The 12,942-nt window shown below is 69.5% G+C and carries 14 protein-coding genes; 9 read left to right on the forward strand and 5 right to left on the reverse strand.

Annotation, left to right across the window (positions count from 1 at the left end; genetic code table 11):
* Positions 1–33 precede the first annotated feature (33 nt).
* Together F5X71_RS30375 and F5X71_RS30380 are read left to right on the forward strand one after the other, a co-directional pair.
* The gene (locus F5X71_RS30375; protein WP_167465080.1) at positions 34–816 is read left to right on the forward strand and encodes an Rv1157c family protein; all 783 of its coding nucleotides are present in this window, start codon (positions 34–36) and stop codon (positions 814–816) included.
* A 185-nt stretch (positions 817–1,001) separates the two neighbouring features.
* Entirely contained in the window at positions 1,002–1,361 is a 360-nt protein-coding gene (locus F5X71_RS30380) for a hypothetical protein (RefSeq protein WP_167465081.1), read from the forward strand.
* Between the two features lie 63 nt (positions 1,362–1,424).
* Here the strand turns inward: F5X71_RS30380 and F5X71_RS30385 are convergent, their stop codons facing one another.
* From F5X71_RS30385 to F5X71_RS30395, 3 genes are all read right to left on the reverse strand, one after another.
* A complete protein-coding gene (locus tag F5X71_RS30385) occupies positions 1,425–2,138 on the reverse strand; it encodes a DUF1906 domain-containing protein (RefSeq protein WP_167465082.1) in 714 nt (237 codons plus the stop codon).
* Between the two features lie 389 nt (positions 2,139–2,527).
* Positions 2,528–3,655, reverse strand: coding sequence for a hypothetical protein (locus F5X71_RS30390; RefSeq protein ID WP_167465083.1), 1,128 nt, complete (start codon positions 3,653–3,655; stop codon positions 2,528–2,530).
* Between the two features lie 278 nt (positions 3,656–3,933).
* The gene (locus F5X71_RS30395; RefSeq protein WP_167465084.1) at positions 3,934–4,551 is read right to left on the reverse strand and encodes a CHAP domain-containing protein; all 618 of its coding nucleotides are present in this window, start codon (positions 4,549–4,551) and stop codon (positions 3,934–3,936) included.
* 176 nt (positions 4,552–4,727) lie between these two features.
* Between F5X71_RS30395 and F5X71_RS30400 the strand changes: the two genes are divergently transcribed.
* Genes F5X71_RS30400 through F5X71_RS30415 form a run of 4 tightly spaced genes read left to right on the forward strand, consistent with a single transcriptional unit; the run spans position 4,728 to position 8,386 of the window.
* Positions 4,728–5,414, forward strand: a complete 687-nt coding sequence (locus tag F5X71_RS30400) for an ABC transporter permease (RefSeq protein ID WP_238815560.1) — start codon at positions 4,728–4,730, stop codon at positions 5,412–5,414.
* Positions 5,407–6,636 (forward strand): ABC transporter ATP-binding protein, encoded by a 1,230-nt coding sequence (locus F5X71_RS30405; RefSeq protein WP_167465085.1) that lies wholly within the window; start codon positions 5,407–5,409, stop codon positions 6,634–6,636. The genes F5X71_RS30400 and F5X71_RS30405 overlap by 8 nt, the downstream gene beginning before the upstream one ends.
* Positions 6,633–7,415, forward strand: a complete 783-nt coding sequence (locus F5X71_RS30410; protein WP_167465086.1) for an ABC transporter permease — start codon at positions 6,633–6,635, stop codon at positions 7,413–7,415. The genes F5X71_RS30405 and F5X71_RS30410 overlap by 4 nt, the downstream gene beginning before the upstream one ends.
* Positions 7,412–8,386: a glycine betaine ABC transporter substrate-binding protein gene (locus F5X71_RS30415; protein WP_167465087.1), complete on the forward strand. Its 975-nt coding sequence runs from the start codon at positions 7,412–7,414 to the stop codon at positions 8,384–8,386. The genes F5X71_RS30410 and F5X71_RS30415 overlap by 4 nt, the downstream gene beginning before the upstream one ends.
* A gap of 97 nt (positions 8,387–8,483) precedes the next feature.
* Here F5X71_RS30415 and F5X71_RS30420 read toward each other — a convergent pair whose 3' ends face one another.
* Positions 8,484–9,131: a TIGR03086 family metal-binding protein gene (locus F5X71_RS30420; RefSeq protein WP_167465088.1), complete on the reverse strand. Its 648-nt coding sequence runs from the start codon at positions 9,129–9,131 to the stop codon at positions 8,484–8,486.
* A gap of 96 nt (positions 9,132–9,227) precedes the next feature.
* Here F5X71_RS30420 and F5X71_RS30425 point away from each other — a divergent pair, with 96 nt between their 5' ends.
* Positions 9,228–10,190, forward strand: coding sequence for a helix-turn-helix transcriptional regulator (locus tag F5X71_RS30425; RefSeq protein WP_174817165.1), 963 nt, complete (start codon positions 9,228–9,230; stop codon positions 10,188–10,190).
* Between the two features lie 53 nt (positions 10,191–10,243).
* Here the strand turns inward: F5X71_RS30425 and F5X71_RS30430 are convergent, their stop codons facing one another.
* The gene (locus tag F5X71_RS30430) at positions 10,244–11,701 is read right to left on the reverse strand and encodes an MFS transporter (RefSeq protein ID WP_203218234.1); all 1,458 of its coding nucleotides are present in this window, start codon (positions 11,699–11,701) and stop codon (positions 10,244–10,246) included.
* Positions 11,702–11,775: 74 nt separating this feature from the next.
* Here F5X71_RS30430 and F5X71_RS30435 point away from each other — a divergent pair, with 74 nt between their 5' ends.
* Both F5X71_RS30435 and F5X71_RS30440 read left to right on the forward strand, forming a co-directional pair.
* Positions 11,776–12,258: a MarR family winged helix-turn-helix transcriptional regulator gene (locus F5X71_RS30435; RefSeq protein WP_167465090.1), complete on the forward strand. Its 483-nt coding sequence runs from the start codon at positions 11,776–11,778 to the stop codon at positions 12,256–12,258.
* A gap of 333 nt (positions 12,259–12,591) precedes the next feature.
* The gene (locus F5X71_RS30440; protein WP_167465091.1) at positions 12,592–12,870 is read left to right on the forward strand and encodes a hypothetical protein; all 279 of its coding nucleotides are present in this window, start codon (positions 12,592–12,594) and stop codon (positions 12,868–12,870) included.
* Positions 12,871–12,942: the final 72 nt, after the last annotated feature.

The raw sequence follows: 12,942 nt of genomic DNA on the forward strand, positions 1-12,942 counted from the left end.
CCAGATGTACCCGAGGTAAGGACGGCTAGACCAGTGCTTCGCACCCGAGGATCGCGGATCGCATTGTCCGCGCTCGCCATCGCGGCGAGTGCCACGCTTGCCGCGCCGACGACAGCAGTCGCCGCGCCCGCGCCCGCGCCTGCGGCGACTCCGAACACCGTGCCCATGGTCCCCGAGGGCGTCCCGGTCGACGCGCTCGCCGCCCTGGCCCCCGCCATCGTCGGCTCCATCGCGGGGCCGGCCGATATCGCGGCAGGCCCGCAGTCGGCCATTCTCGATCAGGCCCGCGCGCTGCTGGCCACGCTGGGCCTGCCCCCGCAGATCAAGTCCACGCTGGAGCGGATCATCACCTTCCTGGACGGCAGCGGTGGCGGCGGCCCCGAACTGCCGCAGGAGGGCCCGGTCATCGCCCAGTTCCTGTACCCGACGATCGGCAAGGGCTGCATCGGCCCGAGCGCCGACTCCGTCGGCACCGCACTCGCCGTCGCGGGCCCGGCCCAGCTGCCGCCGCCCGGACCGAAGGCGGGCCAGGCCGGCTTCGTTTTCACCGCGCTCGGCACCAAATCGCCTACGGCGGAACAGAACCCGCCGATGACGGTGCAGTGGATGAACCTGGACACCCGCCAGTCCGGCACCCTGCCGCTGACCGACGAGGCCAAGATCAACCCCGGCGGTCCGGCCACCCTGTCCGCGATCGCCGACACCGGCGCGGGCCGGGTCATCGCGGTGATCTCCGGTTCGCTGACCACCCAGGCCGCCGACGCGGAACCGCGCACCTGCTCGTTCCTGCCGACCCTCGGCTTCTTCACGGTCTAGTCCGTCCGATCCGCCGGCCGCCGCGCCCATGACGCATGTCGTGGGCCGGCGGCCGCGGTAATTCCGGGGCACGGCCGGCGAGTTACCCGCGTGCTACCGAAATCCGCTGTCGCGGAACGTTCGACACGGTGCCCGGTCGTCGCGCAACGCTGCCTATTCAGGGCAGATCGTGGTAGACCCTAACTATGGCGACGACCGAACACTCGATACGTCCCGGCCACTCGATTCGGAGCAGGCGCTCCCATCGGTCGATCCTGTCGTTCCGCTCCGAGGGCTCCATTCTGTCCATCGGCTCGGCCTATTCGATCCTGTCGATCGGCAGTGTCGGCTCGGTGCTGTCGATCGGTTCGGTCGGCTCGTTCGGGTCGGCGCTGTCCTCGTTCTCCTTCACCAGCCTCGGCTCGGCGTTCTCCGGGCTCTCCCGCTGGTCACTGTTCTCCTGGCTCGGCGACCACGAAGCGCCCGACAGCAGGCCAACCCTGCGGGTCGTGCCCGACGACGAACCGGACCTGCGCGTCGCGCCGGTCACCCACAGCCAGACCTAGTTCTTGGACGGGGCACTAGCCCCCGCCACGCGATTTCGGTCGCACCGGCCGCCTAGCGGTGGGTCACCACTGGCCGAAGTCGTCGTGCAGGATGTTGTTGACGTCGATGCCGACACCGTCCACCGCGCGCTTGTCGATCTCGAACTGGTGCAGATCGGCGGCGGGGTGCACGTACCCCTTGGGCGTGCCCCAATTGTGCTGCCAGTAGTAGGTGGCCAGACCGGCGGCGACGGCCAGATCGATGGTCGGCGAATTGCCGTACACGCCGGTGTTCTCCGGGCCGAGCACCTGCTGCCAGCCGCGCAGATAGGGCGCGACCTGCGTGGTGAGCTCGACCGGATCCGGGTTGTCGTCGATCGATGCGTAGATCGGCACGTTGTCGGGACCGCCTGCGGCCCGGTGCAGTTCGAGCCCACGCTGCGCGTGTTCGACACCGGCGTCGAAGCCACCGCGCCAGTCCGCGGTCGGCCCCTTACCGAACTGGTAGCAGGACACGATGTGCAGTCCGGCGGCGTGCAATTGGTCGACCTCGCCGGCGAGCAGCGGCTTGCCTGCCATCCATTCCGCGCCGGGCCGCCGATCCGAGACGTAGCGGATCACCCCGAGATGCCCGGCGTCCTTGATCGCCTGGGCCGAGGGGACGCCACCGGAGTAGTCGATCAGTGTGCCGAGCGGTTGCCGCGCGGCCGCGGGTGCCGCAGCCGCGGTCATCCCCAGTGCGGCCGTGGCCGCCGCGTAACCGAACAGTCGACGACGGGATAGAGCGGTAGAACGCATCGCAGGACTCCTTCGCGCAACCCCGACCGTGGATGGCAGTGCCTCATCGGCCCTGCCCAGGCAGCACAGCTGGCCCGGCGCACCTTCCCCAAACCGTTCACACGCGCGCCGGGAGCCTCGAACGTGCACTCATTTCACCACAATCACATGGGAACCGCCAGGCCCACGGGACACAGCTGTTCACATTGGTCACACACTGAGTGCGCTGAGCAGGGGTTCGGCACTGTGCCGGGTGCGATCCGGCCTGGGGCCCCTCGAGCTCGGGCCGGATGTCTCCGCGGGTCAGCTCGTCACCCGGCAAGAAGGAGGCATCACGACGTCGCATCGTGCCGACGACGGCCAAGCGGCGAGCTGGACCGCGGCGGCGCCGGACGGGACCGAGACAGAACCTAGGTCGTGCCGTCGATGCGGGCCGCGACGTCGATGGTCCGGCCGGAACTGTCCGCCAGTTCCTTGCCGACGACACCCGCGACCTGTGCGATGACCTGCTTCTTGATGCCTGCCAGGGCGCCGAGCGTCGCCGCGCGCACCCCGTGCGCCTTGAACTCCAGCCGGATGTCGTCGCGGTCCGGCGGCGGCACGTCGATGACCACCAGCAGCGGATCGGCGGCGCGCGCGGTCAGCACCAGCGGCACCTCGACGTCGGCGCGATAGCGGTTGGCCTTCAGCACGTCGACGGTGATGTCCAGGCTGACCGGCAGCGTCAGGTCGAAAGCCCGTGGCATATCGGCCTTGTCGGCCAGCTGCGGCACCCGGATGTTGCCGCGCACGGTGACCGTCGCCGCGTTGCGCGGACCGGTCTTGAGCGGCCCGACCTCGATCGGCCGTCCCGCCATCTGCTCCACCACGTGCAGCACCCGGTCGCGGGTGACGATCCTGGCGAAGAACCGGTGCCCGAACTCGTCGTAGCCGATCCAGTCGAACTCGGCCTGCTCGCGGTGCTCGGACGGGGTTCCGCCCACCAGCGCTTCCACGTCGAACACGCGGGCCCGGCGCGCCTGCGGGTCGGCGAGCATGCCGTTGACCCGGGACGCGACCTCCCGCTGCACCAGGCCCGCGATCGGATCGAGCAGCATCTCCAGTGCCGAGTCCTCGGCCTGGGCACGCAGCACGAAGCTGATGTCGCGCTGGGTGATCGGCGGGATATCGATGACGATCAGCAGCGGATCGGCGGTGCGCGCGTGCAGCGTCAGGTCCACCTCGACCCGCGCCTCCAACCGCAGCTTCTTGCCGCCGAGCATCACCTTCAGCGCCAGTGACACCGGCACGGTGACCTCGAAGGTGACATCCGGGCCGCTGTGCAGCACCACCGGCGTGCCGACCTTGCCCTCGGCGACGAACCCCGCGAGCCCGGCGGGGCCGATGGAGAACGGCCCGATCGTCATGCCGCGCCCGGTCACGCTCGACACCGCGGCCTCGACCCGATCCTTCGTCACCGCGTGCGTGACGAAGCGCTCGCCGAAGGCGGCGTAGTCGATCCAATCGGGATCGCTGCTCGTTTCGTCGGTCGGCTGCATGTGTTCCGGAACCTCACCACTCGATGGGACATCCGACACGGTACGCGACCGACGTTGCCCGGAACTTGCGTGCGGCTCAGGCCCTGTCTCATGAGTCCGGCCGGATGCGCCGGATGGGACTCATGAGACAGGGCCAGACCCGAGATCCCCGTCCTGTCGATGAGGGGGAGACAGGGCGGGGATCGGCGACGGCGCTGCCGGGCGCCGCCGGTTCTATCGTAGAACTAATTGCCCACCTGCCGGAATGCCTGTTTGCCGCACAGTGGCCGCCGGCCCGTTCACAGCCTGCCGAATCCGACGATCCCCGGCACCTGCGCGAGCCGGAACCGATGCAGCCCGATTTCACCGAGCTCGTTGCCGCCCAACGTCGTCACGGTGTCCGCGTCGGCGGTGAGCACGAGATTGGTGTGCTGGCCGAACGGACTGTCCGCTCGATAGAGAAGCACGTCTCCGGTGCGCGGCCGATAGTCACCGAATGGGACAAATCGGTCAGTCGCGGCATAGAACTCCTGCAGGGTGTAGACGCCGGGTATTCGCCACGAGCCCGAATTCGGGTTGGCCAGGGGCACACCGGACTCCCGCATCACCCAGCTGACGAAGTCGGCGCACCACGGTTCCCGCACGCCCTCGGCGTACTTCTCCCCCGCGCCCGGCGCCGTGAACTCCCGCTCGGCCACCGCGAGCACCCTGGCCTGCGTCGGATCGAGCGCCGACCGGTCGATCGCGGGGAACTCGGTGAGCCGCTCCCCAGCGAGCGCGGGCGGATGCGCGCGGTCCTGCCACCAGCGCACCCCGACCACCCCCGCCCCCACCAGCGCGGCGACGACCACTATCGCCACCAGCCAGACCGCGGCACGACCGCGTCCAGCGGCGGTGCGGACCTGTTGCTCGGACATCTCTTCCCCCGGTTCGTCATGGTCGCGTCGCTCGCTACCTCCTATCGAATTGGACGAACGGGCGACCCGAACGGTTCCCTGGCGCTCGGGCCATGACCGGTGGCGGCGGTCCGCATCCGATGCACCCCACCCGCCACACCACCCGCATTTCCCTCCCCGCAACGGGAATCCGCGATATGGTCCGAAAAACCGGGCGACGGGGAGGTGCGACCCTGGACACGCTGTGGACTTTCGTAGTACACCGGCGACATCAGCTGCTCATCGACTCCTACCTGCATGTATCGGCGGTGCTGCAGTCGGTGCTGCTCGCGACGATCGTCGCGGTGCTCGTCGGGATCCTGGTGCACCGCAGTCCGCTCGCCTCCGCGCTGTCCACGGCCGCCGCTAGCGCCATCCTCACCGTGCCGTCGTTCGCCCTGCTCGGCCTGCTGATTCCGATCCTCGGCCTCGGCGTCGGCCCGACCATCACCGCGCTGGTGCTCTACGCGCTGCTGCCGATCCTGCGCAACACCATCATCGGGCTGTGCTCGGTGGATACCGCGGTCACCGACGCGGCCCGCGGCGTGGGGATGAACCGGCTGCGCGTGCTGGCCGCGATCGAACTCCCGCTGGCCTGGCCCGCGATCCTGACCGGCATGCGGGTCAGCACGCAGCTGTCCATGGGCATCCTCGCCATCGCGGCATACGCGAAGGGTCCGGGCCTCGGCAACCTGATCTTCTCCGGACTCGGCAGGCTCGGCAGCCCGAACGCGGTGCCGCAGGCGCTGGTCGGCACCGTCTTGATCGTCGTGCTCGCGTTGGTACTGGACGCCGGCTACGTCCTACTCGGACGTCTCACCACCTCGAGGGGAATCCGTGACTGACACCGAAACCCGTTCCGGCGCCGCACCGACGGCGGTCTCGGGCGCGCGGATCGTGCTCGACGCGGTCACCAAACATTATCCGGGGCAACGTGATCCGGCTGTCGAGCAGGTGTCGATGACGATTCCCGCCGGTGAGATCGTGGTCCTGGTCGGCCCTTCCGGCTGCGGCAAGACCACCACCATGCGCATGATCAACCGGTTGATCGAGCCGACCTCGGGCACCATCACGATCGACGGCCGCGACGCCGCCTCGATCGATGCCGACCAGCTGCGTCGTGGCATCGGCTACTCGATCCAGCAGGCCGGGCTGTTCCCGCACATGACGGTCGCCAAGAACGTCGCGACGGTGCCCGGACTGATCGGCTGGGACCGCAAGCGCATCGCGGCACGCACCGACGAGATGCTGAACCTGGTCGGCCTCGACCCGGACACCTATCGCGACCGCTATCCGCGTCAGCTCTCCGGCGGTCAGCAGCAGCGGGTCGGGGTGGCCCGCGCGCTCGCCGCCGACCCACCGGTGCTGTTGATGGACGAACCGTTCGGCGCGGTCGATCCGATCACCCGCGGCCTGCTACAGGACGAATTGCTGCGCCTGCAAGGCGAATTGGGCAAGACCATTGTCTTCGTCACGCACGATTTCACCGAGGCGGTCAAGCTCGGCGATCGAATCGCGGTGCTGGGCAGCCGATCCCGCATCCTGCAATACGACACACCCGCCGCGATCCTGGCCGATCCCGCCGACGAGACGGTCGCCGGTTTCGTCGGCGCGGACGCGTCGCTCAAACAGTTGACGCTGACCCGGGTGCAGGACGCCGAGCTGGGCCAGTGCCCGACCGCCGTCGAGGACGAACCGATCGACGTCCTGCGCACCGCGCTCGCCGAACAGGATTGGCCGTGGGCCCTGATCCTGGACCGGCAACGGCGGCCGCTGCGCTGGGTCTCGACCGACCATCTGGCGCACGCGGATTCGTTGCGCGGGGTCGGACTGGCGATCGGCGAGCCGCTCTCACTGCGGTCCACCCTGCAGGACGCGCTGGAAGCGCTGCTCGCCGACCAGACCGCGAACGCGGTGGTCACCGGGAAGCGCGGCGAGTACGTCGGGCTGATCACCATCGACACCCTGGTCACCCACCTGTCGGAGCTGCGGGCCGCGCACGGCTCAGGCAGCACCTCTGCCCGTGCGCCCGAATCCGGCCCGCCCGCAGCGGGTGACGCGCCATGACCGCGACCACCGGCACCACACCCACCGGCACCGAGCCCGCAGCCCAGCGCCGGGCCGAGCGGATCCGGTTGATCGCCCAACCGGTGCTCGTCGTCCTGCTCGCCGCGGGCGTGCTGGTGTGGGCCTTCGCCAGAGACCTGACCGCCACCCAGCAGGCGAGCCTGAACACCCGCAACATCGTGACTGCCACCTGGCAGCACATCCTGATCACCGCGACCGTCGTACTGATCGTCGTTGTGGTGGCGGTACCGCTGGGCACCGTGCTCAGCCGCCCTGGATATCGCCGTCTCGCACCGGTTTTCGTCGGCATCGCGAATATCGGCGCGGCCGCGCCCGCGATCGGCCTTATCGTGCTGTGCTACCTCGCGACCCGCACCACCGGGTTCTGGATCGGGGTCGCGCCGATCGCGTTCTACTCGCTGCTTCCGGTGCTGCGCAATACGATCCTCGGCTACCAGCAGGTGGATCGCACCCTGATCGACGCCGGGCGCGGGCAGGGCATGTCGGCGGCGACAGTGTTGCGCCGCATCGAGTTTCCGCTCGCGGTGCCCTATGTCCTGGCTGGCCTGCGCACCTCACTCGTCCTGGCCGTCGGCACCGCGACACTGTCGTTCCTGGTCAGCGCAGGCGGTCTCGGCATCCTGATCGATACCGGCTACAAGCTGCGCGACAACGTCACGCTGGTGGTCGGCGCGGTGCTCGCGGTGGCGCTCGCCCTGCTGGTCGACTGGCTCGGCGCGCTCGCCGAACGGTTCCTCGGACCGAGGGGGCTGAAATGAACCGGTGCCTGCGAGGTTTGACGCTCGCGGCGGGACTGGTGCTGCTCGCGGCGTGCGGACTGGAGTCCGGTGCCGCGGTGCCGCTGCGGGTCGGTCCTGGCAGCATCCGTCCGGTGCCCGAACTCGACGGCGTGCGCATCGTCGTCGGTTCCAAGGACTTCACCGAGCAGAACATCCTCGGTTATCTCATCGAGTTCGCGCTGTCCGCGGCGGGCGCCCAGGTGCGCGACCTGACGAACATCCAGGGCTCCAACAGCCTTCGCGACGCGCAACTGCACGGCCAGATCGACGTGGCCTACGACTACACCGGCACCGGCTGGGTCAACTATCTCGGCATGGAGCAGCCGATCCCCGACGAGGTCGGTCAGTTCGAGGCCGTGCGCGCCGCCGACCTCGACGCGCACGCCATGGTGTGGACGGCGATGGCGCCGATGAACAACACCTATGCGCTGGTGACGAGTTCGGCCACCGCGCGCCGGACCGGGGTGCGCACCCTCTCGGACTACGCGAGACTGGTCGAAACCGACCCCGACACCGCAGCCACCTGCGTCGGCACCGAATTCAATGTGCGCCAGGACGGTTACCCCGGCATGGCGCGCAAATACAACATCGATGTCGGCAAGGTGCGCAAGCAGATCGTCCAGGATCCGATCGTCTATCAGGCGGTCGCCGACGCAAAGCAGTGCCGGTTCGGTTCCGTCGCCGCCACCGACGGCCGCATTCCGGCGCTGGATCTGGTACTGCTGCAAGATGATCAGGGCTTCTTCCCGAAATACAACGCGGCCGTGGTGATGCGCGAGTCCTTCGCCGCGGCCCACCCGCAGGTGGCCACCATCCTGGAACCGATCTCGCATCGCCTGACCAACGAGACCATCACCGAACTGAACCGGCAGGTCGATGTCGACGGCCGGGAACCCGCCGACGTGGCGCGCGATTGGCTGGTCGCCGCGGGCTTCGTCACCGCCCGCTGAGCCGAACCGGCTGTGCCACACGCACTTTGCTGTCCCGCCCGCGGAATCGTCCTCGGTTCCACGTGCGGGACAGCAAAGGGCGGCCTGCGCGGCGGCATCAGATCCGCGGGTCGCGTCCGAGGTAGCGCAGCAGGGCGGCGACCTCGGTGTCGTCCGGCTTGCCGTCGACGATGGCGGCGTAGGCGCCCCACTGCCGCAGCGGCTCCACGATCTCGGCCTCCTGGCCGCTGCCCGGCGCGGGGTGCAGCGCGCGGGCCGCGGTGAGCAGGCGGCCTGCCAGTTCGTCGGTGAGCGGCGAGGGCTGACCGGTGGCGACCGCGATATCCCAGGCGTGCACGGCGGCGTCCAGCGCGCACATCACCGCGGCCACCGGGGTGGCGAGCGCGCCGTGCGGCAGCGGGGTCGGCACGGTGTCGGTGCCGTCGGCGACGGTCGCCCAGGCGGTGGCGGTCTGCTCGATCGCGGTGTCCACCAGCTCCTGCGCGGGGCCATCGATGCTGCCGGACGGCTCGAAGGGGTTGTAGGACGGGCCGGTGCCGATGCCGAGGAACTGCGCGAAGGCCAGCTGATCGCCCGCGGCGTGCTGCACCACCTGGGTCACGTTCCATTCCGAGCACGGGGTCGGCAGCTGCCACTGGTCGTCGCGGACGCCGGCGACCACGGTTGCCAGGGCGCGGTAGGAGTCGGTGAGCACGGCGCGCCAGACGGGGCTGAGGGTCGCGGCGGCGGTGTTGGTGGCGTTCATGTCGGAGCCTTTCGAGTGGGTGTTTCTTGCTGCTGACATGAGCCTATGCCGCAATTAGGCTAATATCGTTCCTAATATGTCGACGAGGAAAATGTGATGCCGACCACAGTGCGGGTGCTGCGTTTGCTGGCCCTTCTCCAAGATCGCGCGCACACCGGGCGGGAGCTGGCCGAGCGGCTCGGCATCACCGACCGCACGCTGCGCCACGACATCCAGCGGCTGCGCGAACTGGGCTATCCGGTGCAGGCGCAGCGCGGATCGGTCGGCGGCTACCGGCTCGGGCGCGGCACCACGATGCCGCCGCTGCTGCTCGACGACGACGAGGCGGTGGCCGTCGCGGTGGCGGTCGGTCTCGCCGAGGACGGCGCCACCGGCATCGCCGACATCGGCGACCACGTCACGCGGGCACTCGCCAAGCTGGACCAGATTCTGCCGAAACGCTTGCAGCGCAAGGTGACCGCACTGCGCGAGGCCACCGCGATCGGCCCGGCCACCACCGGCTCACGCGAGCCGGACGCGCCGGTCCCCGCCGCGGTGCTGACCACCCTGGCCGGCGCGATCCGCGACGGCGCCACCGTCTACGTCGAACAGGACGAGCGGTCCACCGAGATCGAGCCCTATCGGCTGATCAACTGGCAGCGCCGCTGGTATCTGGTCGCCTACCTGCTCGAAACCCATTCCTGGAGCGCGATTCCCGTCGCCGGGGTGCGGCGCGCGAGCGCGGGCAGCCGCCGCTTCGCGGCCCGCACGCTGCCCGAGGACGACCTGGTCGCGTTCGTCATGCGGCATATCGCGACCACCGGATGGAAGGTGCAGGCCCGCGTCACGGTGCTCGCCTCCGCCGAAACCGTGATCGCCAGAATCAATCCCGCGGTCGGCGTGGTCGAGGCCGTCGACGCCGACACCTGCGTGCTGCGCACCGGCGCCGACGCACTGGAGACCATCGCCATCTATCTCAGTATGCTGATGATGGACTTTCGCGTCGAGGACCCGCCGGAGCTGGTCGCCCACATCCGCACCCTGGCCCGGCGCTACACCGCGGCCGTGCCGCCGGACTGAGACGCGAAGGGCCGATCCGGACGAATCCGGATCGGCCCCAGCGCGATTCGAGGTCAGGCGTGGCCGACCGTGCTGGCCGCGTCGGCCGCGCGGCGCATCGGGATCAGCGCGGTGAGCACGATGGCCACGATGGCCGCCGCGGTCGCGATGAGGAAGGTGGTGTGGAAGCCGTCGCGCGAGGGCAGCACGTGCGGGCCGAGCTGCATGGTCATGTGCGCCAGCACCACGCTCATCACGGCGGAGGAGGTGGACGTGCCGACCGAGCGCATCAGCGAGTTGAGGCCGTTGGCCGCCGCGGTCTCGGTGATCGGCACCGCGCCCATGATCAGCGCGGGCATCGCGGCGTAGGCCAGGCCGACACCCGCCGCGACGATCATCGAGGCGACCATGATCTCCCAGACGCTGTTCATCAGCACCACCGCGCACAGGTAGCCCGCCGCGATCACGGCCGCGCCCAGCGCGAGGGTGACCTTCGGACCGCGCGCGGCCGACAGCCGCGCCGACACCGGCGAGAGCAGCATCATCACGAATCCGGTCGGCGCCAACGCCAATCCGGCGTTGACCATGGACAGACCGAAGCCGTAGCCGGTCTGCTCCGGCGCCATCAGCAGCTGCGGGAAGGTCAGCGACATGCCGTAGAGCGCGAAGCCGACCGCGATCGAGGCCATGTTGGTGAACAGCACGCGGGGCCGGGCCGAGACCCGCAGATCGACCAGCGGCGAACCCTGCCGCAGCTCGTACGCGCCCCAGCCGAGGAACACCACCACCGACACCGCGAACAGGATCAGCGTCGGCGCGCTCGCCCAGCCCCAGTCCGCACCCTTGGTGATCGGAATGAGCAAGGCCAGCAACGCGATCGACAGACCGAGCGCGCCGCCGAAATCGAACTTGGCCGGTGTGCGCACCGGGGACTCCGGCACGAAGACGAAAACCAGCGCGGCACAGAGGACACCGAGTCCCGCCGCGGTCCAGAACAGCATGTGCCAGTCGGCGTTCTGCGCGATGGCCGCGGCAAGCGGCAGACCGAGCGCGCCGCCGACACCGAGGGTCGCGCTCATGATCGCCATGGCCGAACCGACCTTCTCGGCGGGCAGTTCGTCACGCATGATGCTGATGCCGAGCGGGATCGCGCCGACCGCGGCGCCCTGCAGCGAGCGTCCGACGATCTCGGGGATCAGCGAGGAGAACGTCGCGCACACGACCGAACCCGCGACCAGCAACAGCAGGTTGGCGAACAGCACGCGACGCTTGCCGAACATGTCGCCGAGCCTGCCGCTGATCGGCGTCGCCACCGCACCGGCGAGCAGCGTCGCGGTGACCACCCAGGAGGCGTTCGCGGCCGAGGTGTCCAGCAACGTGGGCAACGACGGGATGATCGGAATGACCAGCGTCTGCATGAGCGAGACGACGACACCGACCATGCCGAGGGTTGCGATCAGCACGGCCGGCGCCGGACGCCGTCGGTCGTCGGTATCGGAGACGGTCGAGGACGCGTCGGCAGCAACACTCACGAATGTGCACGCTACACACGATGTGTATCGTGCACAATTTGATATCGGCGTGACGCACACGACATAGTGTGGCCATGTCCGATTCCGGTCCGGCCGCCGACGCCGCGCTCCCCCGCCTGGTCTACGAGCTGACTCTGCTCGCCCGGCACTTTCCCGCGTCGCTGCTGCGCAGACCGGGCTTCCAGCTCGACCGCTCCGCCTTCCTGATCCTGACCAGGCTCGAACACGACACCCCGCTGAGCCTGCGCGAGCTGTCCGAGGCCTTCCAGCTCGACATCTCCACGATCAACCGCCAGGTCGCCGCGATGCTCAAGCAGGGTCTCGTCGACCGCGTGCCCGATCCGGCAGGCGGTATCGCCCGCAAGATCCAAGCCAGCGCCAAGGGACTGGAGGCGCTGGCCTCCGACCGCATGCAGAGCCACGACGGCATCGGCGCCGTGGTCGCCGACTGGCCCGGCGCCGACATCGAACAGCTGGGCACGCTGATCGCCCGCTTCAACCACTCGGTCGAACACCTCGAGGACAACCCGTGGCCCCGTCCGCCCGAGGTCCGCTGATCCACCGCCGGCGGCTGACCATGAGCGTCGCCGGCGGACGAGCGCGCCGCGCGGCGGGGTGTCGACCCACTCGCCGAGCCTGCGGGATGCGCCGCGGACCCGGCGCGGACGAGCGGTCCGGCCCGGTGCGGTCGACCGGCCGAGTCCTGCCGCGACCGGCCGTGCGAGCCGGTGCGCGGATGCGTCGAGGCGAGACGCGCACCTGTGCAACGTGATCCGTGGAACCGTGGGTCGGGCGTCCGGTACGCCGCTAGGCTCGGCGGCTGGGTCGGGCTCGACAACGGAGGCGATTCGATTCCTACAAAACAACCCGCATGGTGGGACCACTATCTGGTGGCCTTACTCGGGCTCGTGCTCGCGGCCGGACTCACCTTCGCCGCGATCGCCGCGGCCGCGGGCGGCGCCTATCCGCTGGCGATTGCCCTGGCGGTGCTGGCGGTCCCCTTCGCGATTCCCACCGTGGTGCAGGTGCTCGGCGAGCTGCTGATCTACCTGATGATTCCCGCCGCAGCGGTCGGCTTCGTCCTGTTCCTTCCGGTGCTGGCCGTAAGCCCCGGCGCCAGAGCCTGGGTACGGCTGCGGTGGCGCAGATACCGCGCACACCAGCTCTGACCTGCCCGGACACGCTCGGACGAAGATCACATAGACCGATTCCGCACCGTCCGTAGAGTTGGCGGATACGAG

The organism is Nocardia brasiliensis (assembly GCF_011801125.1).
Lineage (GTDB): Bacteria > Actinomycetota > Actinomycetes > Mycobacteriales > Mycobacteriaceae > Nocardia > Nocardia brasiliensis_C.